This is a genomic window from Streptomyces sp. NPDC107765 (genome assembly GCF_055657085.1).
In genome coordinates, this window is record NZ_JBVKBL010000013.1 from 134,032 (window position 1) to 160,624 (window position 26,593).

The window sequence follows — 26,593 nt, forward strand, 5'->3', positions numbered from 1 at the left end:
TCCAGCCCGTCGCGAAGAAACCTCTCGCGGCGGGTTGACTCATGTACAGGAGTTGGGCATTCTCATCTCAGCAACTCCTGCACATAAGTACATGAGTGTAGGAGTTCAGGGGCCCTCGGTCCCGTGCATTGCCTGCCTGGACGCCTTCGTCGGCGCCCGGGTGCACCACCCAGGAGCCCCGCAGCGGACGGGGGGAGGCGGCCCGGCGCCTTGTCATTCACCGGAGGGCTTAGACCGAAAGGTCCTGTCTCCATACGCCTACAACGGGGCAACCCCGCGCTACCTGATACGGGCACGGCACCCCCGAAGGAGACCTGTCCACGTCCGCTTCCGACCAGGAGGCACCGTGCGTAGACAACGAAGAACCTGGGCGCCGCAGTGATCGACCGGCACGGTGGCGCCTGAGTACATCCCGGTTCGCGAACGGCTCTCACGCCGTGGCGAACAGCCCGGTCACATCCTCCCGCCCAGCGCAGCGAAACGCGTTGCGGCCGGTTGCCTCCTCCGCCCGTCCGGGCGCCCCCTTCGAGGGACTGCTCGTACGGGCGGGGCTGAGGGGAGCCGGATCATTCCTTCGCTTCCGAGGAGTTCTCATGAGCGCTGCTGTGGAGATCGTGTCGTTCGGCTATCTGCACGCCGAACCGCCCACCTGACCATCGACCTGCGGCACCGCTTCCGTGACCCGCACGTCAGCCCGGAACTGCGTTACATGACCGCCGCCGATGAGCCGGTCCGTACCGCCGTGCTGAACACCGCCGGCATCGCGGCCTTGGTCGAGGCCACCGCCACGGCCGTGGCCGCGTTCGCGTCCGGGCCCAGCGCCGGAACGGTCACCGTGGCCGACGGCTGCGCCGGTGGACGCCACCGCGCGCCCGCCTTCGCCGGTGCGCTCGCCGAAAGGCTGCGCGCCGATGGCTACCGGGTCTCGATCACCCACCGAGACATGCACCGCCCGGTCGTCCAGCGCTAACCCCATTCACCGCCCCGGCATGCAGCCGTGAAGGGTGCCGGATCGAATCCGGCCCGGGGCACCGGCCGCCCACGCGGGCGGCCCGCCGCACACACGTTGTGCGGCCCCTTCCAACGGCACGCGGCCCCGGGGCGCAATCCCGGGGCCGCTGAGGGCCGTCCCGTCTCGTCAAAGGAGCACGACCCAATGAGGTACATCGGTGCTGTTCAGGCGGTCGTTACCGCCAACGAGTACGACCGCGGCCCCACGGCTGCGGAGCTGGACGCCATCGACGTCGAGATGCCGCTCATCTCGGCGGAGGTGGAACTGCTCGACGCGCAGATCATCGTCCTGGACCGGATGCCCTCGGAGGTGGACGCCCAGCGCATCCGTCGAGCCGTCCGCAAGGTGCTGGTGGCTCGACGGGAGCTGTCGAACCTCTCCGCCACGGCGTTCGTGCCGGAGGTGGGGGCATGAGCTACCAGGACACGGCACTGACCGCCGCGCACGCGGAGGTCAAGGCCGAGCTTGCCCGCACCGACACCAAGGCCAGTCTGCTGCTGGCGTTCATCGGCGCGATGCTCGCCGGCGCTTGGTCGGTCGCTACCAACGGCCACCTGATCTGGGCCGCTCTCGCGTTCGGGGCGGCTGGGGTGGCGGTGCTGCTGGCGGCGGCGGGGCTGCTGCTGTTCACGGTCCGGCCCAACCTGGGCGGGGACCGGCCGCAGGGCTTCCCGCTGTGGGCCACCCTCACCCCGGACGAGATCCGCGAGGCGCTGCGCGAGGACGACCGGCACGCGCACATTGCCGTGCTCGCCCGCATCGCCGTGCTCAAGTTCGGCCGACTGCAACGCGCGATCGACCTGACCTACCTGGCCGGCGGCCTGCTGGTGGTCGCAGGGATTCTCGCGTGGGGCGGTGGGTCGTGAGCCTGAGCACCTACCGCCAAGAACAACGCGCCGACGATGCCGCCAAGGCCGAGCAGCGCCGCCTCGACGCTGCGGCGGCCGAGGAACGGCGGGCGGATCGCCGGCGGGCCGAGGATGAGCGCGCAGCACGGCTGCGGGAGCAGGTCCGTACGGACAAGGCCGCCGACCGTGCCGCGCGGCAGGACCGCCGGCGCGAGCGTGCCGAGCGTCGGGCGCAGGCCCTCACCCCGGAGCGGATCTACCGCAACGGCACGCTCGCCCTGGTCGTCGCTTCCGGGCTGGCCTCTCTGCCCGCGCAGATCGCGCACTTCGTCGGCATCCACCCGATGCTGCTGCCGGTCCCGCTCGGGCTGGAGGGCGCGGCCTGGGTGATGGCGGCGGGCGTCGCCTACGCCGATGCGCGCTCCGCGCCCGGGTGGGTGCGATGGCTGCTGCGGGGCCTGGTCGCCGTGTGCGCTGCGTTCGCCGCGTCCATCAACTACGGCTACGGCCTCTCCCTGGCGGGACACGGGCTGACCGCCAGTGACGCTGAGGCCGCCGGCGTGGGGCTGGCGGCCGTGACCGTCCTGGGGCCGGTCGTGTTCGAGATCCGACAGTGGGTCTCGACGCTTGCAGGCCGTGACGAGCAGGTCCGCGACGAACGTCGGCACGCGGCCCGCCGGCGGCGCCACCACCGCAAGGTGCTGCGCGTCGCCCACCGGCTGATCTCCGCTGCACCGTTCGGCACGCTGCCCGCCGAGGACGCCTGGAAGCGTGCGTGGACGATCGTCCACGGCCCGGCCGACCCTGGCATGACCCCGGACCTGGAGCGCCACGCGGCCGCCGCTGCGACCCGTCTGACCGAAGCTCGCACACCGGACGCGGACGCCATCGGCCGACGCATCCGCGCAGGGCTGGAACACCCGCAGTACGTGCTTCCCGACACCGGCAACGTCGTTCCGCTGCGCCGTGAAAAGCCGCAGGTCGCGAACCAAATGCCCCCCGCCTCCGACAAGGGTGCGAAGGCCCCGCGCAAGCGGTCCGCGCCGCCCCGCCGGCGCAAGGGCGACACCCCCCGCTACCACCCCGCCGCACGCGCCGTCGCGGCCGACGCTGCCCGCCACTCCACCGTCACCGTCAACGTCTGAGAGGACCCGCCATGCAGACCACCACCACGACCCCGACCGCGTGGCCCGAGGGCGTCATCGCCCGATACCTCACCCTCGGCAGCGCCACCGTCGACATCCGGACCGACGCCGGCGGCTTCGCCAGCGCAGCCTGCACCGGCCAGCTCTGCAACGCCACGCACGAGCCCTTCAACTACGAGGGCTATTACCTGGACTGCGAGTACAGCCCGGCGGAGGCCGAGGAGAAGGCACTAGAAGCCGCCCGCGAGGACGCCGCGAAGTGGGCCCAGACGCACGCCGAGAAGTGCCGCGCCATGCCCCGCCCCGCTGTGGCCTGACCGGCTGCCTGTCCGCCCCGGGCCAGCACCGGGGCGGGCGGGGAGCTGGGACAGCCCCGGCCCATGGCATGGAGGACTTGATGTTCGGACGCACGAGCAGCAGCAACGACGCCGTCACCGCCCACAAGACCGCCCTGAAGGCGCTGCACGACAACCAGCGCGAAGAGATCGCGGCAGGCATCACCCATGAGACCGACACCTACCGCGAGCTGAACGCGGCGGTCCACGAGGCCGAAAAGCACGTGCCCTGGTACCGCCGCTGAACTGCTGAAAGGAGGCGGGCCGTGACGCCGCGCCGCTACCAGTTCGACAACCCCTTGCCCGCCCCACGAGATCCGCAACAGCCGGTCGTCTACCGGCCCGAACCTCTGCCCGCACCGGCCGCCTACGACCGCCAGCAGGTCATCGTGCAGCACATCCACCAGGCGCCGCCGGACCGCACCGTTCAGCGCGTCGCCCTCGGCGCTGGCGTCGGCGGCGGGGCGGTCGCAGCCGGGGTCTACTTCGGCCCGCTGCTGGTCGCCGTCCTCTCCTCGATGGCTATCTCGCTCGCGGTCGTTGCCTTCCTCGTGGTCGTCCTCGGGTGGGGGTCGGTCACCCTCGTGCGCTCGCTCGGCGGGCCGGACGGTAAAGCCGCCGCTGAGAACGTCGCCAAGGCCCGCCGCAAGCGCGGCTGACGGCTGCCCGATCCGCCCGTCTCGTACGGGCGGTGAGGGGAGCTGGACAGTCTGGCTCCAGATCGGAGCGTCATGGCCCAGGAACCGCCGCTGACCGCCGCCGAGAAGGCCAAGGTCACCTTTCTGACCGCCCGCATGTGCAAGCGCTCCCTGGCGGGCGAGGACGTTGACCTGTCCGACCTTCAGCGCAAGGTCGAGCGCATCCTCGACACCGCCGCCAAGCGGGCCGAATCCAAGTAGCTACGCCCCGGGACGGCCGCACCCGGCCAAGGAATCCGGCCGCCCCGGGCCTTTCCCTGCACGCCCTTCAGCAGCGACAGGAGACACCATCATGACCGAACCCGCGGCTGAGCCGATGGGTACCGTGCACGACCTCGACGAACACCGCGCCACCCGCACCACCACGGCAGCACCGCCCCCGGTATCCCTGGTCAAGCCTGCCGATCGGGCGCCCGAGGGCCCCAGTGAGCCTCAGGAAGACACCACCCCCGCCGACTCCGCCGCCGAGGCTCCCAGGCCCTCGACCTGGGCCCGCACGGCCCGTGTGGTGCGCCTGGCGGCCGCTCACGAGCCGACGCGTAAGGCGGCGGGCCGCCTGGTGGCCCGGCATGGCTCCTACGTTGCCGGCGGGACGGTCGTCCTGGCTCGCCGGGCGTGGGACGGGCGGACCGCGGCCGTGCATCAGCGGATGATTGCCGCCGCCTCGGCGGCCGGCGACACCGTGGCCGTTGCCGAGTGGCAGGACAAGGCCGACCGGTTCCGCAAGGAACGTCACGATCGGCGTATGGCGCTGATCAAGGGCGTGCCGGACATGGCCAAGAGCGTCCTGATCGGTGCGGGGGTGCTGGAGGGTGTTCTGCTGGCCATCGGTATGGCCATGGCGTGCAGCGACGACGGACAGATCAGTGACGTGATCGCCCCGACCCAGGGCCTTATCGAGTTCATCCACACCGTGTGTGTGGTCGTCAGCGTCGTCTGGGGCCCGCTGGTCGCCGCGGCCCCGTGGCTGACGCTGCTGGGCCTGTGGGCCGTGGGCCGCTCCCGCGGCACCGCCCCCGCCTGGACCACACCCGAGGACCAGGGCGACAAGCGGGACGTGGTGCCCGATGAGGGCGCCATCCTCGACGCACTGCGGCACCTGGGGATCGGGCCGCTGAATCAGGCGTTCAAGCAGGGCTGGCAGCCGCGTTGGGTCTCGCCGACCACGCGGATGGGCAACGGCTGGCATACCCGGCTGCAGACGCCGATGGGCGTCACGGTCGAGATGATCAACGGCAAGAAGAAGGTTCTGGCGAACAACCTGATGCGGCTGCCGGTGGAGGTCTGGCCGACCGAACCCAGCAACATGCCCGGCGTGCTGGACCTGTGGGTGGCCGACCAGGGCTCCCTGTCCGGCAAGGTCCCACCGTGGCCGCTGCTGGAGGGCGGGGAGGCCGACTACTTCAAGGGCGTGCCCATCGGCGTCTCCCAGCGCGGGGAGCCGGTCTTCGGCAGGCTCATGGCAGCCAACTACATGGTCGGCGGCATCATGGGTTCGGGTAAGTCCTCCCTGGTCATCGCCCTGTTGCTGGGCGCGATGCTCGACCCGCTGGTCGAGATCGAGGCGTACGTCATGGCCTACAACGTCGACTACGACCCGATGAAGCCGCGCCTTAAGACCCTGGTCAAGGGCGACGAGGACGAACAGATCGAGGCCGCCCTCAAGGCGCTGCGGAGCCTGCGGGAGGAGGTCACCCAGCGCGGCAAGCTGCTGGAAGAACTCGGCGGGGAAGAGGTCCTCCTCACCCGGAAAATCGCCACGGAAGACCCGCGGATGCGGCCGAAGGTCGTGGTCTTCGACGAGTGCCACGAGCTGTTCATGCACAAGAAGTACGGGGCCGAGGCGGAAGAGCTGGCCATCAAGGTGATGAAGAAGGCCCGCAAGGTCGGCATCACCCTGATCTGGGTCACCGTCTCCCCGACCGCGGACAGCATCCCGAAGGACGTCACCCGCAACACCAACCACCGAGTCGCGTTCGCGGTCGGCGACCACGTCGCCAACGACGGACTCTTGGGCACCGGCAAGCACCGTGCCGGCATCACCGCCACCACCCTGAACCCCGCGGAGAACATCGGCACGGCACTGACCGTGGGGTTCACGAAGAACGCGTTCGAGCTGATCCGGTCCTACTACGTCCGCAAGGACTCCCAGACCGACGAGGTAACCCCCGTCGTCACCCGCGCTCTTGGCCTGCGGGAGGGCATGAGCGTGGCGCCGGCTGCCGAGGCTGCGACCGGGCCGGAAGACGACCTTCAGGACCTGCGGGCCGTTGCCGAGGTCTTCGCCGAGGCCGACGGGCAGCCCCGGGTACTGCTGAGCGACCACGTGCGGGCCCAACTCGCCGCACGGAACCCCGCCCGGTACGGGGAGTGGACCGCCGCGGAGCTCAAGACCGCCCTGGAGCCCTACGGCGCCAAGCCCTACAAGACCGGCGGCCGGATGCACATCAGCCGCGCCCGGGTCTTCGAAGCCCTCGCCGAGCACGAAGCAGACCAGGCCGCAGACGCCGAGGAAATCAACGCTCTGTGAAGGGAGGTGGCCAGGGAGGGAGGGAGTTCTCCCTGACCGACTCCCTCACCCTCCACATACGGCCTGATCAGCAGCTATGCCGCAACCAGGGAGGCAGGGAGGCAGCCTCCCCGAAGCACCCGGAGGCCCGAAAACGGGGTTCTCGACGAGGCTCCTACCTCCCTCCCTGCCACACAGAGTCATCGCAACTGAAGCGCACCACTCACCAGGAGAGCTGACATGAGCTTCGAGACCAACGAGATCGTGACCGTGGAACTGGACTGCCCGGACTGGACCGCCCCCTTCACCTGCGACATCACCCGCCGACAGCTCGGCGCAGTGCTCGCCACCCTCGACGACATGGCCGCCGACACCTACGAAGCCGCCCGCCGCCTGGCCCAGAAGTGGCCCACGCCCGAAGAGGCGTACGCCGACGCCCCGACCATCGCCTACGAACAGGCGTGGATCGAAAGCACCGCCAACGCCTCCGCCGACGAGCTGGAGCGGGACTGGTACCTGCGGCATGCCGCGCTGCTCGACCGTGTCGCCCTGCGCGATGACCCCGACCAGGACACCTGCGCCGCGGAGGACGCCGAGGCGACCGCCATCGTTCTGCTGGACCTCGACCAGGCGTCCCGGGACTACGACCCGCGCGCCTACGTCCGCCGGCAGTACGCCCACTGGATCGCCGAGCAGGTGGGCGACCCGTGGGCCAGCAGCAACAGCTAGCAACGCCCAGGGCGGCCGCGCCTCTCGGCAAAGATCCGCGGCCGCCCTGGTCTCCCCGCTCATTGCACAGAACAGGAGACCTCCAGCATGACCCACCCTGTCCTCATCCGGCGAGCCCGCCCGCGGGTGTTGGCCGCCTTCTGCGGTGTCGGCGGTGACACCGCCGGCTACCTCGCGGCCGGGTGCCATGTCACCGGCGTGGACCTCGCCCCCCAGCCCCGCTACATCGGCGACGTCTTCCACCAGGGCGACGCGGTCGAGTACATCCGCGCCCATGGCCACGAGTACGACTTCATCCACGCCGGACCGCCGTGCCAGTTCGACTGCACCCTGACCGCCGGCACCAACGCCACCAAGCGCTCCACCTACCCCGACCTGCTTGAGCCCACCCGGGAGGCGCTGGAAGCCACCGGCCGCCCCTACGTCATCGAACAGCCCCCGGGCCGGGCGTCGAAACGGATGCGCGTGGACGTGACGCTGTGCGGAGAGATGTTCGGGCTCGGCGTCATCCGCCACCGCAACTTCGAACTCGGCCACTGGACCGCGCACAAGCCCACCCACTGGCCACACCGCGGCCGCGTGGCCGGCATGCGGCACGGCAAGTGGTACGAGGGTCCGTACTTCGCCGTCTACGGCGAGGGCGGCGGCAAGGGCACCGTCGCCCAGTGGCAGCAGGCCATGGGCATCACCTGGACCGACGTACGCAAGGAAATCGCCGAGGCCATCCCGCCCGCCTACGGCCTCTGGCTCGCCAACGCCTTCCTCACCCGCACCGCGCTGGAGGTGGCCGCGTGAGCGAGCACCTGACGACCGCGTTGACGCTGGCCGCCCTTGGCGTGCCGGTACTCCCCCTGCGGCAGGGGAAGCAGCCCTTCGGCAACTGCCCCCAGTGCGCTAAGAGCGCCTGCGGGGACCGCCCGCACATGAAGGCCGCAGGCCCGTGCCAGTGCCCCCGGCCGTGCCACGGCTGGGCCGCAGCCACCACCGACCCCGCCGTCCTCACCTCCCCGGCCTGGCAGACCGCGTGGCGCCAGGCGGTAGCCGTCGCCTACCACCCCGCCGGCGCCGGGCTGACCGTGGTGGACCTCGACAACGCAGCCGCTGTCGCCTGGGCCCGAGAGACGCTGCCCGCCACGCGGACCGTGCAGACCACGCGAGGTGAGCACTGGATCTACCGCGGCACCATGCCCTCCGCAAACCGCGTACGCCCCGACGTGGACATCAAGTCGCTCATGTCCTACGCACGCTGGCGCGGGCCTGGAACCGGCACCACGGCTCCCCTGCCCGACGCCGTCCGCGCCCTGGTGGCGATGAAGACCACGGCCCGGCCCGCATCGCATGCCATCACCGTGCCGGCATTGGCCGGGGGCGGGGAGTGCCGTCACCGCACGCCCGCCTATCTGGACCGGGGCATCGCCATGGCCGAGCAGCGCATCACCGAGGCCCGCAGCGCGGTCCACACCACCGTCTACCGCACGTTCCTCGCCGTGCTGTCCGCCCACGGCCGGTGCGGCTGCCTCACCGACGCCCACATCGCGCGACTGTTCACCGCCGCGCAGGCCAAGGGCGAATCCCCCCGGCACTGCACCGACGCCTGGGCCAACGCCCGCACTGCCCTGGGGGTGTAGCCGTGTCCGAGGACGAGAAGACGCCGGCCCGCCAGATCATCACCGACTACGCGCAAGCGCACTTCCGGTACTTCCGCACCATCGACGGAACCGTGTACGCGCAGAAGAACGGCCACCCCGTGGCCCGGCCCATCCGCTCCCAGGGCACGACGGGAAGCCACCGTCAGGAACTCATGGTCGGCCTGTACAGGGACGGGGCCGGCGTGTTCAACGGCACGGCACTCAAGGAGGCGTTGGACTTGATCGAAGCACTCGCGCTGACCGAGGACGTACAGCCCACTCACATCCGCGTCGCTCCCGGGTTCGACGGTGCGACCTGGCTCGACCTGGGCCGCGACGACGGCATGTCCGTCCGCATCCACCCCACCGGCTGGGACATCCTCACCCCCGACCCGCACGAAGTCTGCTGGCGGCGCACCCAGCTCACCGGCGAACTCCCCCTCCCCGAAAAGGACACCAACGGCAAGGGCATCGACCAACTGCTCCGCCTGTGCAACTTCGCCAGCGCCGAGACCGAGTGCCTGGCCCTCGCCTGGCTGATCGGCTGCCTGGAGCCGTCCGTGCCCGTGCCCGCCCCGTTCCTCACCGGCCCCCAAGGGGCGGGAAAGTCCACCGGCGGCCGGATGCTGGTGCGGATCATCGAGGGGATGAGCGGTGACCTGCGCCGGGCGCCGAAGGACGAGGAGAACATGATCACGGCCGTCGCCGCCGGATGGGTCACCGCCCTGGACAACCTCTCCCACCTGCCCCCGGACCTCTCCGACCTCATGTGCTGCATCGTGACCGGCGCCGAGAGCATCAAGCGCGCCCTGTTCACCGACGGCGACGTCGTCCGCTCCCGCTACCGGCGCCCCATGCTCCTGACCGGTATCGACGTCGGCGTCATCCGGCCCGACCTCGCCGAACGCCTCCTGCCGCTCCGTCTCGTGCGGCCCCGGGTGCGGCGAACCGAGGCAGAGCTGTGGACGGAGTACGCGGAGATTCTGCCGACTGTGCTCGGCTCCCTGCTGGACCTGACGGTCAAGGTGCGTGCCGCCCAGGCGGACACCCCCACCGACCTGCGGATGGCGGACTTCGCCCACCTGTGCGCGCAACTCGACACGGCCACCGGCTTCGGCTCGCTGGCCGCGTACCGGGCCAGCCTCGATGACCTCAACGACGACGTCATTGAAGGTGACCTGCTGGCGCAGACGGTTCTGAAGCACGCGGCTGGACTCGACGCGGGTACGGAAGTCCGTATGACGTCCTCGGAGTGGCTGCACTGCCTCACAAGCCTCTACAGCGGCGAGGAGTGCCGTCCCCTGCCAAAGGGCTGGCCCACCACCGGCAAGGTCCTCTCCGACCGCCTCAAGCGGCTACAGCCGACCCTCGCCGCACGCGGCGTCCTCATCGACTGGGGCCGCACCAGCGCCGCCCGCTACATCGAGATGGCACGCCACGCGTCACTGACCCCACACCAGCAGGAAGCGGCGTTCTGACCCGCGCCATCACGGCGCCGCACTGAACAAGCAAGAGGAGCACCCCGCGCCGCGCGGGTGCTCCTCTTGCTGTTCCGGCGGCTTGCCGCCGCTGCGCAAGGCGTGCCGCGAAGCGGCTCCTTCTTCACGTCCTGAGCCGCACCGCACCACCACAGACACCACCCCATCTTTTTCCTAAGAGAAGAGATCCTGCGTCACCCATGTCACCAGACACCCGAATCCGCTCCCTGACCAGCGATTACAGCGGTGACGCAGACGGCAAAACCTGTGTCATTCCCGCGTCACCCGCGTCACGGGTGACAGAACTCCACCCCGTCCTGTGACACGCCCCGAGCTGCCCGCGTCACCGCATAACCGCAGGTCAGAGCCACAAATGACGTGCGTGACGCCATGACGCAGAAATCCGCACCTCGGACAGGCGCGAGCCCTGACAAGTGCCCAAGATTCTCCCGCTCAAGGAGACACCTGGATGAGCACCGCGATCGCCGCCCCCGTCGACCGACTTCTGTACAAGCCCGAGGAAGCAGCCGAAGCGCTCGCCATCGGCCGATCCACCGTCTACGAGCTGATGGCCGAAGGCGCGCTGAAGTACATCAAGTTGGGACGCACACGCCGGATTCGACGGGCTGATCTCGAAGCGTACGTAGCGAACCTCGCCCCCCTGCCCAACTGACCAGAGCCCGCCCCGAGGCGCCCCGAGCACTCCGCTCGGGGCGCCTCTCGCATGGAGGAGCAGATGAGCCCCCGTAAGCCCAACATGGAGTCGTCCATCTACTTCGGCATCGACGGCTGGTGGCACGGCCGCGTAACGATGGGCGTGAAGAGTGACGGTAGCCCCGACCGCCGGCACCGCCGCGCCAAGACTGAGACCGAAATCAAGCGCAAGGTACGGGCGTTGGAGCGTCAACGCGACCAGGGGCGAGCCCCGGCCGCAGGGCGTAAGCCGACGGTTGAGCAGTGGATGGAGACGTACCTCACCGACATCGCGAGCCTGAAGCTCAAGCCGCGTTCCCTGGACGACTATTGGTCCAAGACCCGCAATGACATCGTCCCGGGCGTCGGCAAGCACCGCATCGACAAACTGCAGCCAGAGCACCTGGAGCGGATGTACCGAGCGCTACTCGATGCCGGGCGCGCCCCCTCCCACGTGGTCAAGGTGCACCGCATCCTGTCCCGTGCCCTGAAGATCGCCCACCGCCGCCGCATCGTCGGCGAAAACGTCGCCACGCTCGTGGACCCTCCGAGCGTCGACGAGACCGAGGCGAACCCCTTCACGAAGGAGGAGGCCAAGGCGTTCCTTGAGGCGGCGGCTAAGCGACCCACCTCTATGCGGTGGATCGTGGGTGTCGGTATGGGGTTCCGGCAGGGCGAGACGCTGGGGCTGCGGTGGCCGTACGTTGACCTGGACGCGGAGCTGTTCCGGCCGGAGTGGCAACTCCAGCGCCTCACGTGGCGCCACGGTTGTGACGACCCTCGGGCCTGCGGTGCCCGCCTCCACCGCTTCGAGCCGTGCCCGCCCGACTGCACCACGCACCGGAACTACAAGCGGGGCTGTCCGAAGCCGTGTCCCAAGACGTGCGCCAAGCATGCGAGCGCCTGCCCGCAACGCAAGGAAGGCGGACTCACGTTCACCCGGCCCAAGACCAAGAAGAGCCGGAACGCCGTCCCGATCCCGCCCGTCTTCGTGCCGTTCCTGCGCGACCACAAGGCTCAGCAGGAGGAGATGCGAGCCGCCGCCGGGGAGCTGTGGCAGGAGCACCACGTCGTGTTCTCGCGGCCCGACGGACGCCCCCTCGACCCGCGCGCCGACTACGAGGAGTTCAAGGAACTGCTCGCCGAAGCGGGGATCGACGACCGTCGCCTGTACGACGGGAGCCGCCACACGGCCGGCACGATCCTGAATGAGCTGGGCGTCGACATGCCCACGATCATGGAGATCCTGCGGCACACCCAGATCAGCCAGACCCGGCGGTACGTGAAGGGCAGATCGCACCTGTCGAAGGACGCGATGCGGCGCATGGGGGAGTTCTTCGTGCCCGCTCCCCCGGCCCTCGATCCTGGCCCAACTGAGACCAGAACTGAGACCGCCGACACTCGCGCGGCCCGCTCCCGCCGTCGTCGCCGCATCCAATGAACGGCAAAACCCCAGGTCGGAGCATGTTCCGACCTGGGGTTTCAACTGAGCCGCCTTCGGGATTCGAACCCGAGACCTACGCATTACGAGTGCGTTGCTCTGGCCAACTGAGCTAAGGCGGCGTGGTGCGCGGCCCAGTCTACACACCACCGAGGGGTGGTTCGTAACCGGTTGCGGGGCTGGTCAGAGGTGGACGGGGAGGTGGGCGGGGAGGGGTGTGGGGCGGGTCACGCGGTGGGGTGGGGGCTCGGTCAGGTGCAGTGCTTGTTCTTGGGCGGGGTGGTGCCGGTCAGGAGGTAGGTGTTGATCGCGTTGTCGATGCAGGTGCTGCCGCGGCCGTAGGCGGTGTGGCCATCGCCCTCGTAGGTGAGGAGGGTGGCGCTGGAGAGCTGGGCGGCGAGGGCCTGGGCCCAGGCGTACGGGGTGGCCGGGTCGCGGGTGGTGCCGACGACGACGATCGGGGCGGCGCCCTTGGCCGGGATGCGGTGGGCCGTACCGGTGGCCTTCACCGGCCAGTACGCGCAGCTCAGCGCGGACCAGGCGAAGCTCTCGCCGAAGACCGGGGAGGCCTTGCGGAAGCCGGGGAGGGCGGCACGGACCTGGTCGGGGCCGGTGAAGGGGGGCGCCAGGTCGAGGCAGTTGACGGCGGGGTTCGCGTACATCTGGTTGGCGTACTTGCCGCTGGGGTCGCGCTCGTAGTAGCTGTCCGAGAGGGTGAGCAGGCCGCGGCCGTTGCCCGCCTCGGCCTGGGCGAGGTATTCGCGCAGGACGGGCCAGGCGCGCTGGTCGTACATCGCGGCGATGACGCCCGTGGTGGCCAGGGATTCGGTGAGCTTGCGGGCCTCGCCCGTCTCCGCCGGGTGGGCGTCGAGCTTCTTGAACAGGGCGGCGAGCCGCTTGCCGGCGTCCTCGGCGTTCTTGTGGCCGAGCGGGCAGTCCTTCTGCTTGACGCAGTCCGCGGCGAACGCGGTGAAGGCGGTGTTGAAGCCCTTGGTCTGGTCGAGGTTGATCCGGCGGGAGTCCAGCTCCGGGTTCATGGCGCCGTCCAGCACGATGCGGCCGGTGCGGGAGGGGTAGAGGCCGGCGTAGGTGGCTCCGAGGAAGGTGCCGTAGGAGGCGCCGACGTACGTCAGCTTCTTGTCGCCCAGAACGGCGCGCAGGACGTCCATGTCACGGGCCGCCTCGATCGTGGAGACGTGCCGGAGCACCTTGCCGGAGCGGGCCTGGCAGCCCTTGGCGAAGTCGCGGTACGCGGTGACGAGCTTGTTGACCTCGGCCGGTGAGTCCGGGGTCTGGTCGGTCTGGGTGTAGCGGTCCATCTGCTGGTTGGTGAGGCACTCGACCGGTTCGCTGCGGGCCACGCCGCGCGGGTCCATCGCCACCATGTCGTAGCGGGCGCGGACCGACGCGGGGTGCGGGGCGTACTGCTGGAGGTAGTCGATCGCCGAACCGCCGGGGCCGCCCGGGTTGACCATGAGGGAGCCGAGCCGGCTGCCGGGGCCGGTGGCCTTCTTACGGGCCACCGCGAGCTTCAGGTCGGTGGCCGCGGACGGGTGCGCGTAATCCAGGGGGGCCTTCATCGTCGCGCACTCGAAGCCGGCGACGCCGCAGGGATGCCAGGTCAGCTTCTGGTCGTAGTACGGGCGCAGGTCGGGCGGGATCGCGGCGGGCAGGGGCCGGAGGGTGGCGTCGTCGGCGGGCTGCTGGGCGCCGGCCTCCGTCGTACGGCCCGGGGACGCGTGGGCATCGGGGGACGAACTGCCCGAGGAGCAGCCGGACATCAGCAGAGCGGTGGCCGCCACGACGGCGGCGGGGATGCGGAGCAGACGGCTGGTGGCCATGGACGGTCCCTTGGTCGCGGTCCCTGGAAGCTGGAGCCTGGGTCTGGTAGCCGGGAGAGCCGGTGGTCGGGGGTTGCGGGTACCTCGTGTGGTGCGTCTTGGGGGTGGATCTTGAGTGGTGGGTCTTGGGTGAGGGGTCTTGGGTGGGGTGCCTTGGGTGGTGCTTCGGCGGGGGCGCGTCTTGCGGGGTGATGCGGCCTGAGTGGTGCTTCGGACGCTTCGGTGGGGGTGCTGAAGCGCGGGTGCGGCTGGGCTGTTGGCCGGTGTTGCGTCGTGGCTGGCTGGTTGGGTGGGCGGGTGGGGCCGCTGCGGCTTACGGAGTGGGCGGTGAGGGCTGGTGGTCAGCCGGCTCGGAGGGCGGCGGTCATGGCCTCGACCGCCAGCAGGGGCGCGACGTTGCGGTCCAGGGCCTCTCGGCAGGCGATCACCGCTTCTATCCGGCGGAGGGTGCGCTGGGGGGTGGAACCGGCGGCGATGCGCTCCAGGCTGTCGCGCACCTCGTCGTTGGCGAGCGGGACCGAGGCGCCCATCTGGAGGGCGAGTACGTCCCGGTAGAAGCCGGTGAGGTCGACCAGGGCCAGGTCGAGGCTGTCGCGCTGGGTGCGGGTCGCGCGGCGCTTCTGCTTGTCCTGGAGCTCCTTCATGGCGCCGGCGGTGCCCCGAGGCAGCCGGCCGCCCGTCCCGGCGGCGGCGCCGAGCGCGGCGCGCAGCTCCTCGGTCTCCTTGGTGTCGACCTCCTCGGCGACCTGCTTGGCGTCCTCCCCCGCGGCGTCGATCAGCTCCTGGGCGGCCTTGAGGCAGCCCCCGATGTCGTCGATGCGGAGCGGGAGCTTCAGGACGGCGGCGCGGCGGGCGCGGGCGCGCTCGTCGGTGGCCAGGCGGCGGGCCCGGCCGATGTGGCCCTGGGTGGCGCGGGCGGCGCGGTCGGCGGCCTCCGGGGCGATGCCGTCCCGGCGGACGAGGACGTCGGCGACCGCGGCGACCGGCGGGGTCCGCAGGGAGAGGTGGCGGCAGCGGGAGCGGATGGTGGGGAGGACGTCCTCGATGGAGGGCGCGCAGAGCAGCCAGACCGTACGGGGCGCGGGCTCCTCGACGGCCTTGAGGAGGACGTTGCCGGCGCCTTCGGTGAGGCGGTCGGCGTCCTCCAGGACGATCACCTGCCAACGGCCGCCGGCCGGGGAGAGCGAGGACCGGCGGACCAGGTCGCGGGTCTCCTTCACGCCGATGGACAGCAGGTCCGTACGGACGATCTCGACGTCGGCGTGCGTGCCCACCAGGGTGGTGTGGCAGCCGTCGCAGAAGCCGCAGCCGGGGGCGCCACCGAGGGCGCGGTCGGGGCTGACGCACTGCAGGGCGGCGGCGAAGGCGCGCGCGGCGGTGGCCCGGCCGGAGCCGGGCGGGCCCGTGAACAGCCAGGCGTGGGTCATCTGGGAGGCACCGCCCCGCTCGCCCGGGGACGGCGCACCGGAACTGTCCGCCGAGGCACCGGCCCGGCCCTCCGCCTCGGCGGTGACGAGGGCGTCCGCGTCCCGCGCGGCAGCGGCCAGCTGAGCCGTCACCCGCTCCTGGCCGACCACGTCGTCCCACACCGCCATCGCTGCCGCCGTTCCTCTTCTCCGGTGTCTTCGTGTCTGTGACCGCTGGTCGCCGCCACGGCCGGGATCGCCGTCCGCGCGTCGCCCGCGACCTGACCCATTGTGGTGCAACCCACTGACAAACGAATCCGGAAGCCGGCGCCGGAGCAGTCGGACGGAGCCCCGACCGGCCCCGCGGAGGCGCTGCACAGGAACCCGCGGAAGGCGCGAAAAGGCCGTGGCCGCAGTGTTCCCACTGCGGCCACGGCCCGCCCTGCAACGACTGTCGCAACGGCTCCCGTCCGGGCTAGCGGCCCCGCCCCCGGCCCCCGCGGCGGCCGTCGTCGCCCGCACCGTCGTCCGCGTCCTCGTCGTCACGCGGCCCGAGCAGTTCGTCGGCGAGCGTCGGCAGATCGTCCAGCGGGGTCTCTTCCGCCCATTCGGGTCGCCGGCGGGTGCGCGGCGGGGTCTGTGCCGGGTGGCCCGTCGTCGGGTCGATCTGCGGGAGTTCGCGGGTGCGCTCGATGCCCGACTCCGCGGTTGGGGGACTGTTCGGGGTCTCCTTGCGGAACATCCACGACGGCACCCGCTCGGTGGGGTCCTCGCCCCGGGTGTCCCGCGCCTGCCAGTCGCTCCGGCCCTGCCCGTCGTTCCGGGGCTCCTGCCGGGTCTCCTGGTGCCAGGCGTCCTGACCGCCCTGCCGGGCTTCCTGGCCACCCGGCCGGGTGTCCCGTACGGGCGGCAGGACGGCGGTCTGCTCGGCGTCGGTGCCCGCGTCGTGGCCCGCACCGGAGCGCGCTTCGGGGCCGGCGTCACGGACCGGCGGGAGCACCGCCGTCTCGTCCGCCGCGCCGGGCGCATGGCCGTCCGGGGCCTCGGGCCGCGGCAGCGACTCCGTCCGCTCGTGCGAAGCGGCGCCGGAGGAACCGGAACCGGATGCTCCCGCCCCGGACGAGGAGCCGTCGCCGTGCTCCTCCCCCAGCCGCTTCCGCAGGTCCGCCACCGGCGTTTCCCTGGTGGGCGCCTCCGCAGCCTCGACCTCGGCGGCCGCCTCGGCAGCCGCCTTCGCCTCCGCCGCGGCAGCCGCCTCCGCCGCCGCGATCCGGGCCTGCTCGGCGCGGAGCAGGGCCTCCTCGGCCTTGCGCTGCTTCTCCAGGCGGCGTTCCTCGGCCTCCTTGCGCAGCCGGGCCTGCTCCTCGTGCTGCTTGCGCAGCCGCTCCTGCTCGGCCTGGCGGGCCCGCTCCTCCGCCTCCCGGCGCTGGCGCTCGGCCTCGGCCGCCTGGCGGGCCTCCTCGGCGCGCTGCCGGGCCTCCGCGGCCTGGCGGGCGGCCTCCAGCGCCTTGGCCTGCTCGGCCTCCTGGCGCTTGCGCTCCTCTTCCTCGGCGCGCAGCTTGGCGAGCTGCTCCTGGCGTTCCCGCTCCAGGCGCGCCTCCTCGGCCTTGCGCGCGGCCTCCTCCTCGGCCCGGCGGCGGGCCTCCTCCTCGGCCGCCCTACGGGCCTCCTCCTGGGCCTTGAGCTCGGCCTCGGACAGCGGGAGCACCTGGTCGAGGCGGTGCCGTACCGCGGTGGTGACGGCCTCGGGGTCCTGCCCGGCGTCGACGACCAGATAGCGCGCGGGGTCGGCGGCGGCCAGGGTCAGGAAGCCGGCCCGTACCCGCTGGTGGAACTCGGCGGGCTCGGACTCCAGCCGGTCGGGCGCCTCGGTGAAGCGCTCCCGGGCGGTCTCCGGGGAGATGTCGAGCAGGACGGTCAGGTGCGGGACGAGGCCGTCCGTCGCCCAGCGGTTGATCCGGGCGATCTCCGTGGGGGCGAGGTTCCGCCCGGCGCCCTGATAGGCGACCGAGGAGTCGATGTACCGGTCGGTGATGACGACCGCACCGCGCTCCAGGGCGGGCCGGATGACGCTGTCGACGTGCTCGGCGCGGTCGGCGGCGAACATCAGAGCCTCCGCCCGGTCGGACAGCCCGGTCGTCGCGACGTCCAGGATGATCGAGCGCAGTCGCTTGCCGATGGCGGTGGCGCCCGGTTCGCGGGTCACCACGACCTCGTGGCCCTTGTGGCGGATCCACTCCGCGAGCGCCTCGACCTGGGTGGACTTGCCGGCCCCGTCGCCGCCTTCGAGGGCGATGAAGAAGCCGGTGGGCGCGGGTGCCTGCGCCGGGTCGCCGCCGCGCAGCGCCTCCCGCAGGTCGCGGCGCAGCGGGACGCCGTGCCGGTCGTCGACCTTGCCGAGGACCCAGGCGGCGACCGGCAGCAGCAGCGCGCCGGTGAGCATCAGGGTGTAGGCGGCGCCCCCGTAGGCGAAGTTGAAGGTGTCGTTGCCCAGGTGGTGCGGGCCGATGAGGGCGGCGAGCAGCGGCGCCACGATGGCGGCCAGCGCGATCGCGAGCCGTACGACGGCGTGCAGGTGCTCGGTCGTACGGGCGGTGCGGAGCTCCTCGGCCTCCTGGTCCAGCAGAACGTGTCCCGTGTTGGCGGCGATGCCGGCGCCGACGCCGGCCAGCAGCGCGAGAACGAGGACGGTCGTCGGGTCCGGGACCAGGCCCATGGCCAGCAGGGCGACGCCGGTGGCGGCCACCGCGAGGGCGAGCAGCCGGCGCCGGGAGAGCGCGGGCAGCACCCGGTGGGCACCGCGGATGCCGGCGGCCGTACCGCCGGTGAGCGCGAGCACCAGGAGGGCGAAGAAGGCCGGTCCGCCCGCGAGGTCGTAGGCGTGCAGCACGGCCAGCGAGACGGCCGCGGCGATCCCGGCGGCGACCGCCGCACACGCCGTGACCAGCAGCGGAACAGCGCCCGTGCGGCCCTTCTCGGCGCCGGCCGGCTCGCCCTGGGCCGACTTCGCGGCCTTCGGGCGGCGCAGCCCCTCCAGGGGGGAGCGCGGCCGCGGCGTCTGCCCACCGGGGAGTTCGATGAAGTACAGGAGGGACACGGAGGCGGCGAACAGGCCGGCCGCCACGTAGGAGGCGAGGGCAGCCTGGTGGAGGTGGAACCAGTCGATGCCGGTTCCCAGGAGCTTGCTGAGGAGGGTGACGACCACCAGGGCGGCGGCCGCGATCGGCAGGGAGATGAAGGTGGTGCGCAGCGAGAGGCGGCGCAGGGCGTCCAGGTGGTCCGGCAGCGGCCGGCCCGCGACGCCCTCGGGGGGCGGCGCGGGCAGCAGGCCGGGCGCCGCGCTCTCCCTGGCGACGGTCCAGAAGCGCTCGGCGACGCCGGTGACGAAGACCGTGACCAGCACCCAGGCCAGGGCATTGCCGGGCGTCCAGTCGATCCAGAGGGGGGCGACGACCAGGAGCGCGAGCCGCAGCACGTCCGCGCCGATCATCGTCCAGCGGCGGTCCAGCGGCCCGGAGGGCGCCGTGAGCGCGGACAGGGGGCCCAGGAGGACGGCTCCGAAGAGCAATGTCGCCAGCATCCGGGCGCCGAAGACCGCGGTGACGGCGAGGGCGGCACCGCGATAGCCGCCGCCGAAGACGGCCTCACCGCCCAGCGGCACGTACAACGCCGCCTGCAGGGCGAGTACCACCAGGACAAGCATGGACAGGGCATCGCCGATGCCCCCGACGAACTGGGCGCTCCACAGCCGCTTCAGTGGGGGGAAGCGCAGCAGGGCTCGCACGGCGCGCTCGCGGGAATCCGCCGCTAGGGCGCCAGAAGTGGGGGTCACGACCGTTGGCTGCTCGGCACGCGTCATCCCGCCAGCCTATCGGGAGCGTGCAGACCGTCGACCGCCCGCCCGAACAAACGGGCGGGCACGACGGAACGCGTCCGTCGTGCCCGCCCGCACATCACGCCTCACCAGGGGCGCAGGGCCTGCCCCGGCCCCGGCCCGGGTGGCCTCAGTCCTCCGCCGAAGCCGCCGTCTTCTTTGCCGCCGCGGTCTTCGCGGTGGCCTTCTTGGCGGTCGTCTTCTTCGCGGTGGTCTTCTTGGCCGCGGTCTTCTTCGCCGTCGTCTTCTTGGCGGCCGTCTTCTTCGCCGGCGCCTTCTTGGCCGTCTTCTTCTTCGCCGGCCCCTTGGCGCGCTTCTCCGCCAGCAGCTCGTAGCCGCGCTCGGGCGTGATCGTCTCGACGTCGTCGTCCCGCCGCAGCGTCGCGTTGGTCTCGCCGTCGGTCACGTACGCACCGAACCGGCCGTCCTTGACCACCACCGGCTTGCCGCTGACCGGGTCAGTGCCCAGTTCCTTCAGCGGCGGCTTGGCGGCGGCCCGCCCGCGCTGCTTGGGCTGGGCGTAGATCGCCAGGGCCTCTTCGAGGGTGATGGTGAAGAGCTGCTCCTCGCTCTCCAGGGAGCGCGAGTCCGTGCCCTTCTTCAGGTACGGGCCGTAGCGGCCGTTCTGCGCGGTGATCTCCACGCCCTCGGGGTCCTTGCCGACGACGCGCGGCAGCGACATCAGCTTGAGTGCGTCCGCCAGCGTCACGGTGTCCAGCGACATCGACTTGAAGAGCGAGGCGGTGCGCGGCTTGACCGCGTTCTTGCCGGTCTTCGGGGTGCCCTCGGGCAGGACCTCGGTGACGTACGGGCCGTAGCGGCCGTCCTTGGCGACGATCTGGTGGCCGCTCTCCGGGTCCATGCCCAGCTCGAAGTCGCCGCTCGGCTTGGCGAGCAGCTCCTCCGCGTACGCCACGGTCAGCTCGTCGGGCGCGAGGTCGTCGGGGACGTCGGCGCGCTGGTGGCCCTCGCTGTCCTTCTCGCCGCGCTCGACGTACGGGCCGTAGCGGCCGACCCGCAGCACGATGCCCTCGCCGACCGGGAAGGACGAGATCTCCCGGGCGTCGATCGCGCCCAGGTCCGTGACCAGCTCCTTCAGCCCGCCGAGGTGGTCGCCGTCGCCGTTGCCGGCGTCGGACGCGGCACCCACCGCACTCGCTTCCTCGCCCTCGCCGAAGTAGAAGCGCCGCAGCCACGGCACGGCCTGCGCCTCACCACGGGCGATGCGGTCGAGGTCGTCCTCCATCTTGGCGGTGAAGTCGTAGTCGACCAGCCGGCCGAAGTGCTTCTCCAGGAGGTTGACCACCGCGAAGGAGAGGAAGGAGGGGACGAGCGCGGTGCCCTTCTTGAAGACGTAGCCGCGGTCGAGGATGGTGCCGATGATCGACGCGTACGTCGACGGGCGGCCGATCTCCCGCTCCTCCAGCTCCTTGACCAGCGTGGCCTCGGTGTAGCGGGCGGGCGGCTTGGTGGCGTGCCCGTCGGCGGTGATCTCCCGGACGGCCAGCGCGTCGCCCTCGGCGACCTGCGGCAGCCGGCGCTCGCGGTCGTCCAGCTCGGCGTTCGGGTCGTCGGCGCCCTCCACGTAGGCCTTCAGGAAGCCGTGGAAGGTGATGGTCTTGCCGGACGCGCTGAACTCGGCGTCCCGGCCGTCGGCGGAGGTGCCGCCGATCTTGACGGTGACGGAGTTACCGGTCGCGTCCTTCATCTGGGAGGCGACGGTCCGCTTCCAGATCAGCTCGTAGAGCCTGAACTGGTCGCCGGTCAGCCCGGTCTCGGCGGGCGTGCGGAAGCGGTCGCCGGAGGGGCGGATCGCCTCGTGCGCCTCCTGCGCGTTCTTGACCTTGCCGGCGTACGTGCGCGGCTTGTCCGGCAGGTAGCCGGCGCCGTACAGCTGCGTCACCTGCGCCCGGGCCGCGGCGACCGCGGTGTCCGAGAGCGTGGTGGAGTCCGTACGCATATAGGTGATGAAGCCGTTCTCGTACAGCTTCTGCGCCACCTGCATCGTCGCCTTGGCGCCGAAGCCGAGCTTGCGGCTGGCCTCCTGCTGGAGGGTCGTGGTCCTGAACGGCGCGTACGGGGAGCGCCGGTACGGCTTGGACTCCACGGAGCGCACCGCGAAGTCGGTGTTCTCCAGGGCGGCGGCGAGCGCGCGGGCCTGCGCCTCGTCCAGGTGGAGGACCTCGTTGTTCTTGAGCTGCCCGTTGGGGCCGAAGTCGCGGCCCTGCGCGACGCGGCGGCCGTCGACGGTGTTCAGCCGGGCGGTCAGCGTCGAGGGGTCGCTCGCGTCGCCGGCCCGCCCGGTGGAGAAGGTGCCGGTCAGGTCCCAGTACTCGGCGGAGCGGAAGGCGATGCGCTCGCGCTCCCGCTCGACGACGAGACGGGTCGCCACGGACTGCACCCGGCCGGCCGACAGCCGCGGCATGACCTTCTTCCACAGGACCGGCGAGACCTCGTAGCCGTAGAGGCGGTCGAGGATCCGGCGGGTCTCCTGGGCGTCGACCAGCTTCTGGTTCAGATCGCGCGGATTGGCGACGGCCTCGCGGATCGCATCCTTGGTGATCTCGTGGAACACCATGCGGTGGACCGGGACCTTGGGCTTGAGGATCTCCTGGAGGTGCCAGGCGATGGCCTCGCCCTCGCGGTCCTCATCGGTGGCGAGGTAGAGCTCGTCGGATTCGGCCAGCAGCTCCTTGAGCTTCTTGACCTGGTCCTTCTTGTCACTGTTCACCACATAGATGGGCTGGAAATCGGCGTCGACGTTCACCCCGAGCCGGGCCCAGGGCTCGCCCTTGTACTTGGCCGGGACCTCCGCCGCGCCGTTGGGCAGGTCACGGATGTGCCCCACGCTGGCCTCGACCACATAGCCCGGGCCGAGGTAGCCCTTGATCGTCTTCGCCTTGGCAGGCGACTCGACGATGACAAGTCGGCGGCCGCCGCCCTTCGTGGCTTCGCTGGTCGGGGACAACTTCGCTCTTCTCTCCGGTCGACGCGGAAAATGCCCCCCGGCCGGATGCGGGGGCGCACTGCGGTGACGCTTGACGCTGCGGAGTGTGACGGTACCTCCCGCCCCCGTGTCAAACGGAAAAACCCCGCAACGCCACTCGAACGGTAACCCGACTACATGCCTTCATGCCGCCTGGACCACCTCAGCCGTCCGCCACGGGTCCGGCTCGCGCCATCTGGATCATGACGGCCCCGCGGCTCCGCCCGGAGGCCCGCGCATGATCCGGATTCGCGATCCGCGCCCCCACCACGGCGACTGTCACAAGGTGGCCCCGGATCCCGTCACTGTCTTGGTACGTCAGGTGAGCGGGCTGGCAGGATGGGCGCAGGATGGACACGGCACGGCCCACCGCTCGGGCCGGAAACCGCCGTCGCCACGCATACCCTCGGGGGGAATCTCACCCATGGCGAACCAGTACCCCGGACCGCCACCGGAGCAGCCCGGCCAGCCCGCTCAGCCCGCTCAGCCCGGCCAGAATCCGTACGCCACGCCGCCCGGCCCGGCCGACTCCGCCTACGGCTATCCGCAGGGCGGCCGCCCCGGAGAGCCCGGATACGGCTACCCGCAGCCCGCATCGACGCCCCCGCCGCCCGGTTTCCCGCCGCCCGGCGCTCCGGCCGGCCCCCCGCCGCCCGGGCCCGGCGGCTTCCAGGCCGGTCCGCAGCCCGGCGGGATGGCGCTGTCGCTCGGGGACATCGCGGTGAGCGGCGACACGATCATGACGCCTACGGGGGCGATGCCGCTCAAGGGCGCCGTGTGGACCGCGACGGACATGTCGCGGACCGAGGAGAAGATGCCGGCGCACGCGGTCGTGCTCGCCATCATCTTTTTCTTCTTCTGCCTGCTGGGTCTGCTCTTCCTGCTGATGAAGGAGCGGACGACGACCGGCTTCGTGCAGGTCACGGTGGCCAGCGGCGGCCGGCACCACTCGACGATGGTCCCGGTGCAGTCGCGCGAGCAGGTCATGTTCGTGCTCAACCAGGTCAACTACGCGCGGTCGCTGAGCGTGTGAGCGACGTGGAACAGGCCGGGCCGCCCTCCGGGGCGGCGATCCGGAGCCGCACCGTCCGGCGGGCGTCGCTCGCCCTCGCCGCCGGTGCGGCGGCCGCCGTCTACCTCTGGCACACGAATCCGCACCAGCCCGGGCAGGTGCTGATCCCCTGCCCGTTCCGGCTGCTGACCGGGGTGCTGTGCCCGGCGTGCGGCGGCACCCGGATGGCCTACGACCTGCTGCACGGCGACGTGGTGCGGGCCTTCCACGACAACGCGGTGCTGCTCGCCCTGGGCGTGCCGGCGATCGCGTACGTCCTGCTGCGCTGGCTGGTCCTGGGGCTGCGCGGCCGCGCATACCGGCTGCAACTGACGGGCCGCGGCAATGCCGTGGTGTTCGGCATTGCCGCGGTGTGGATGCTCGTCCGCAATCTCGCCGGCTGACGCCCCGGCAGCCTCAGCCGACGGGGACGGAAACCAGCGGGTTCAGCGGGGTCAGCGGACGGTGACGGAGACCACCGGCGAGACGGTCGTGCCCGCGGCCATCCGGAGCTGGTTGGCGCCCTTGATGCCGAGCTTGACCCGCACCGAGTAGGCACCGCTCTTGGCAACCGGGGTCTGCGCGGGCAGCGAGACCCACTTCGTGCCCTGCTTCTGCTGGACGGTGACCTTGGTGCCCGCCGTGATGCCCTTGGCGGCGCCGGAGATCCGGAACTCCTGCCAGGCATTGACGGAGTTCACGCTGGCCTTGGCGGTCAGCGACGCGGCGGCAGGGGCGGTGGCCACGACCGGCTTGGCGGCGTGGAGGTCCTGCGGCGCGGCGAAGGCGGCGGCCGAGCCCCCGGCGAGCAGGGAGACGGCGATGGCGCCGACGGTGGCGTAGCGAAGTGCGCGGTTCATGGGAGTTCCTCACTGTCGGTGTGGTGGCCGTTGGTGCCCTTCACCGAGGAACATGACGGACGGCCCGCGGACGTTCCGCGTACCGTCACAGATCAGCCATCTGTTACGGAACTGTCTGGAACTGGACGTACCGCCGCGCCTCCGCCCGCCGCCCGGCTACAGCGCCACCAGCAGCCAGGCCCCGGTGATCAGGAACAGCACGCCCGCGAGCAGCGCGGTGACCGCGGCGACCGGCCGGCTGACCCCCTCGGCGACCGGCGTGCCGGTCCGGGCGCACGCCCCCGTCCACACCAGCAGTCCGGCACCGAACAGCGCGAACGCCACACCGGCGAATGCCTCGGGTCCTCTCTCCATGCGCGCAGCGTCGCACCCCGGGGCGGCGTCCCGGCGAACACCGGATGAACGCCTTCCGCCCCCGCGCCGTCCCCCTCTGCTCCCCCTTGCTCCTCCTCTACTACTCCTCTACTCCTCCTCCGCCACCGGCTCCAGGAAGCCCTGCTCGACCAGCATCCGGATCGAGGCGGGCGTACGGTCCCGCAGCAACACCGGGTCCTCGCCGACGAGTTGGGCGATGGCGTCCAGGATCCGCCCGGCGGGCAGCGTGCCGTCACACACGCCGGCGAAGCCCGCACCGACGGTGTCCACCTTCGTCGCCCGCCGCATACCGCGGTTCTGACGGAGCACCACATGCTCCGGGTCCTCGGCCCCCGGCAGCCCGACCTGTTCCTGGACCACGCCGTCGGCGAGCCGGAAGCGCCCGGCCAGCAGCGCGGCGTCGTCCGTGGCACGCAGATAGTCCTGGCGCTCGAAGTGGGCGACGACCGCGTCCCCCAGCGGCTGTTCGACCGGATGCGGCCATTCCTCGACCGTGACGGACGGGGCGTCGGACCCGGATTTGCGCAGCGTGATCCAGCCGAAGCCGACGGCCCTGGTCTTACGGGCCGCGAACTCCTCCAGCCAGGCGTCGTACCGCGCGGCGTACTCCTCGTCACCGGCGCGGTGGTCACCGGCGTCCCGCAGCCACAGCTCGGCGTACTGGGTGACGTCCTGCACCTCGCGCTGCACGATCCAGGCGTCACAGCCGCGCGGCACCCAGGAGCGCAGCCGGTCGTGCCACTCCTCGCCCTCGACGTGCTGCCAGTTGGCGAGCAGCTGGCAGTACCCGCCGTCGTTGAGGTGCGCGGCGGACTGCTGGACGAGGGTCCGGCACAGGTCGTCGCCGCCCATGCCGCCGTCCCGGTACGTCAGCCGGGCGCCGTCCGGCCCGAGGGGCGAGATCACGAACGGCGGGTTCGACACGATCAGGTCGTACGTCTCCTCCCCGACCGGTGCGAACAGCGAGCCTTCCCTGAGGTCCGCCGCGCCCGCCCCGGAGAGCGCCAGCGTCAGCGCGGTGATCCGCAGGGCACGGGGGTTGAGGTCGGTGGCGGTGACCCGGGTGGCGTGCCGGGCTGCGTGCAGCGCCTGGATGCCGGAGCCCGTCCCGAGGTCGAGCGCCCTGGCGACCGGCCGGCGCACGGTGATACCGGCGAGGGTGGTGGACGCGCCCCCGACGCCGAGCACCAGTTGGGCGCGCTCGGTCTCCCCGGCGCCCCGGATGCCGCCGGCGCCGCCGACCGCGCAGCCCAGGTCGGAGACGATCCACCAGTCCTGCCCCTCGGGGCCGCCGTACGGGCGGACGTCCACCGTGGCGCGCAGGGTGTCGCCGTCCTGCACCACCCAGCCGTCGGCGAGGCAGTCCTCGACCGGCAGGGCGGCCCGCGCCCGGCCCAGCTCCACCGGCCGCTGCAGCAGGAACAGCCGCACCAGGGTCGCAAGCGGGCTGTCGCCGCGGGTCGCGCGCAGCGCGGGGACGGTCTCGTTGCGCGCCAGCGCGGCGTAGGCGGGCGCGCCGAGCAGGTCCAGCAGCCCGTCGGCGGTGAAGGCGGCGGTCAGCAGCGCCTCGCGCAGCCGGGCGGTGCGGGCGTTGCTCTCGGGGTCCTGGACATCAGCGGTGGGGAGGTGCGTACTCACACCGACCATTGTCCGTGCTGCCACTGACAATCGGCGCCGGCCCGGC

At 71.7% G+C, this 26,593-nt stretch carries 24 protein-coding genes and 1 tRNA gene; 17 read left to right on the top strand and 8 right to left on the bottom strand.

Translation table 11 applies throughout. The features are described 5' to 3' along the window. Nucleotides 1–394: 394 nt before the first annotated feature. The 15 genes from ACZ7MX_RS28640 to ACZ7MX_RS28710 all read left to right on the top strand — a co-directional run bounded on the left by ACZ7MX_RS28640 (nt 395) and on the right by ACZ7MX_RS28710 (nt 12,516). Nucleotides 395–970: a RapZ C-terminal domain-containing protein gene (locus ACZ7MX_RS28640; protein WP_472136107.1), complete on the top strand. Its 576-nt coding sequence runs from the start codon at nt 395–397 to the stop codon at nt 968–970. Nucleotides 971–1,156: 186 nt separating this feature from the next. Next, on the top strand, nt 1,157–1,426 hold the full coding sequence (locus tag ACZ7MX_RS28645; RefSeq protein ID WP_472136109.1) for a DUF6284 family protein: 270 nt from the start codon (nt 1,157–1,159) through the stop codon (nt 1,424–1,426). Then, on the top strand, nt 1,423–1,878 hold the full coding sequence (locus ACZ7MX_RS28650; protein ID WP_472136111.1) for a Pycsar system effector family protein: 456 nt from the start codon (nt 1,423–1,425) through the stop codon (nt 1,876–1,878). The genes ACZ7MX_RS28645 and ACZ7MX_RS28650 overlap by 4 nt, the downstream gene beginning before the upstream one ends. Next, a complete protein-coding gene (locus ACZ7MX_RS28655) occupies nt 1,875–3,005 on the top strand; it encodes a hypothetical protein (protein WP_472136113.1) in 1,131 nt (376 codons plus the stop codon). Before ACZ7MX_RS28650 ends, ACZ7MX_RS28655 begins: the two co-directional genes overlap by 4 nt. Nucleotides 3,006–3,016: 11 nt before the next feature. Next, nucleotides 3,017–3,322, top strand: a complete 306-nt coding sequence (locus ACZ7MX_RS28660) for a hypothetical protein (RefSeq protein WP_472136115.1) — start codon at nt 3,017–3,019, stop codon at nt 3,320–3,322. 80 nt (nt 3,323–3,402) lie between these two features. Then, complete coding sequence (locus ACZ7MX_RS28665; protein ID WP_472136117.1) at nt 3,403–3,585, top strand: hypothetical protein; 183 nt, start codon at nt 3,403–3,405, stop codon at nt 3,583–3,585. A 21-nt stretch (nt 3,586–3,606) separates the two neighbouring features. Further along, nucleotides 3,607–3,999, top strand: a complete 393-nt coding sequence (locus ACZ7MX_RS28670; RefSeq protein WP_472136119.1) for a DUF6251 family protein — start codon at nt 3,607–3,609, stop codon at nt 3,997–3,999. A gap of 72 nt (nt 4,000–4,071) precedes the next feature. Continuing rightward, complete coding sequence (locus ACZ7MX_RS28675) at nt 4,072–4,239, top strand: DUF6257 family protein (RefSeq protein WP_472136121.1); 168 nt, start codon at nt 4,072–4,074, stop codon at nt 4,237–4,239. A 91-nt stretch (nt 4,240–4,330) separates the two neighbouring features. Beyond that, the gene (locus ACZ7MX_RS28680; protein WP_472136123.1) at nt 4,331–6,568 is read left to right on the top strand and encodes a cell division protein FtsK; all 2,238 of its coding nucleotides are present in this window, start codon (nt 4,331–4,333) and stop codon (nt 6,566–6,568) included. 219 nt (nt 6,569–6,787) lie between these two features. Then, nucleotides 6,788–7,276 carry a hypothetical protein gene (locus ACZ7MX_RS28685; RefSeq protein ID WP_472136125.1) on the top strand — a complete coding sequence of 163 codons (489 nt, stop codon included), beginning with the start codon at nt 6,788–6,790 and terminating at the stop codon, nt 7,274–7,276. A gap of 87 nt (nt 7,277–7,363) precedes the next feature. Next, complete coding sequence (locus tag ACZ7MX_RS28690) at nt 7,364–8,071, top strand: class I SAM-dependent methyltransferase (RefSeq protein ID WP_472136127.1); 708 nt, start codon at nt 7,364–7,366, stop codon at nt 8,069–8,071. Then, complete coding sequence (locus ACZ7MX_RS28695; protein ID WP_472136129.1) at nt 8,068–8,904, top strand: bifunctional DNA primase/polymerase; 837 nt, start codon at nt 8,068–8,070, stop codon at nt 8,902–8,904. Before ACZ7MX_RS28690 ends, ACZ7MX_RS28695 begins: the two co-directional genes overlap by 4 nt. Before the next feature lie 2 nt (nt 8,905–8,906). Beyond that, nucleotides 8,907–10,382: an ATP-binding protein gene (locus ACZ7MX_RS28700; RefSeq protein WP_472136131.1), complete on the top strand. Its 1,476-nt coding sequence runs from the start codon at nt 8,907–8,909 to the stop codon at nt 10,380–10,382. Between the two features lie 469 nt (nt 10,383–10,851). Then, complete coding sequence (locus ACZ7MX_RS28705; RefSeq protein WP_107460421.1) at nt 10,852–11,055, top strand: helix-turn-helix domain-containing protein; 204 nt, start codon at nt 10,852–10,854, stop codon at nt 11,053–11,055. Between the two features lie 63 nt (nt 11,056–11,118). Then, nucleotides 11,119–12,516: a tyrosine-type recombinase/integrase gene (locus ACZ7MX_RS28710; protein ID WP_472136133.1), complete on the top strand. Its 1,398-nt coding sequence runs from the start codon at nt 11,119–11,121 to the stop codon at nt 12,514–12,516. 48 nt (nt 12,517–12,564) lie between these two features. Here the strand turns inward: ACZ7MX_RS28710 and ACZ7MX_RS28715 are convergent. From ACZ7MX_RS28715 to topA, 5 genes are all read right to left on the bottom strand, one after another. Further along, nucleotides 12,565–12,638, bottom strand: a tRNA-Thr gene (locus ACZ7MX_RS28715). Between the two features lie 129 nt (nt 12,639–12,767). After that, on the bottom strand, nt 12,768–14,357 hold the full coding sequence (locus ACZ7MX_RS28720) for an alpha/beta hydrolase (RefSeq protein WP_472136135.1): 1,590 nt from the start codon (nt 14,355–14,357) through the stop codon (nt 12,768–12,770). 341 nt (nt 14,358–14,698) lie between these two features. Then, nucleotides 14,699–15,952 (bottom strand): DNA polymerase III subunit delta', encoded by a 1,254-nt coding sequence (locus tag ACZ7MX_RS28725; RefSeq protein WP_472136137.1) that lies wholly within the window; start codon nt 15,950–15,952, stop codon nt 14,699–14,701. A 286-nt stretch (nt 15,953–16,238) separates the two neighbouring features. Beyond that, nucleotides 16,239–19,622, bottom strand: a complete 3,384-nt coding sequence (gene tmk / locus ACZ7MX_RS28730; RefSeq protein WP_472136139.1) for a dTMP kinase — start codon at nt 19,620–19,622, stop codon at nt 16,239–16,241. A 145-nt stretch (nt 19,623–19,767) separates the two neighbouring features. Next, entirely contained in the window at nt 19,768–22,605 is a 2,838-nt protein-coding gene (gene topA, locus ACZ7MX_RS28735; RefSeq protein ID WP_472136141.1) for a type I DNA topoisomerase, read from the bottom strand. A gap of 442 nt (nt 22,606–23,047) precedes the next feature. Here topA and ACZ7MX_RS28740 point away from each other — a divergent pair, with 442 nt between their 5' ends. Together ACZ7MX_RS28740 and ACZ7MX_RS28745 are read left to right on the top strand one after the other, a co-directional pair. Beyond that, nucleotides 23,048–23,656 carry a hypothetical protein gene (locus ACZ7MX_RS28740; RefSeq protein ID WP_472136143.1) on the top strand — a complete coding sequence of 203 codons (609 nt, stop codon included), beginning with the start codon at nt 23,048–23,050 and terminating at the stop codon, nt 23,654–23,656. Continuing rightward, nucleotides 23,653–24,078 (top strand): DUF2752 domain-containing protein, encoded by a 426-nt coding sequence (locus tag ACZ7MX_RS28745; RefSeq protein WP_472136145.1) that lies wholly within the window; start codon nt 23,653–23,655, stop codon nt 24,076–24,078. Before ACZ7MX_RS28740 ends, ACZ7MX_RS28745 begins: the two co-directional genes overlap by 4 nt. Nucleotides 24,079–24,129: 51 nt before the next feature. On the opposite strand, the gene ACZ7MX_RS28750 is transcribed toward ACZ7MX_RS28745, so the two are convergent. The 3 genes from ACZ7MX_RS28750 to ACZ7MX_RS28760 all read right to left on the bottom strand — a co-directional run bounded on the left by ACZ7MX_RS28750 (nt 24,130) and on the right by ACZ7MX_RS28760 (nt 26,547). Next, entirely contained in the window at nt 24,130–24,534 is a 405-nt protein-coding gene (locus ACZ7MX_RS28750) for a hypothetical protein (protein WP_472136147.1), read from the bottom strand. Nucleotides 24,535–24,690: 156 nt separating this feature from the next. After that, nucleotides 24,691–24,888 carry a hypothetical protein gene (locus ACZ7MX_RS28755; protein ID WP_472136149.1) on the bottom strand — a complete coding sequence of 66 codons (198 nt, stop codon included), beginning with the start codon at nt 24,886–24,888 and terminating at the stop codon, nt 24,691–24,693. A gap of 108 nt (nt 24,889–24,996) precedes the next feature. Further along, entirely contained in the window at nt 24,997–26,547 is a 1,551-nt protein-coding gene (locus tag ACZ7MX_RS28760) for a DUF7059 domain-containing protein (protein WP_472136151.1), read from the bottom strand. Between the last annotated feature and the right edge of the window lie 46 nt (nt 26,548–26,593).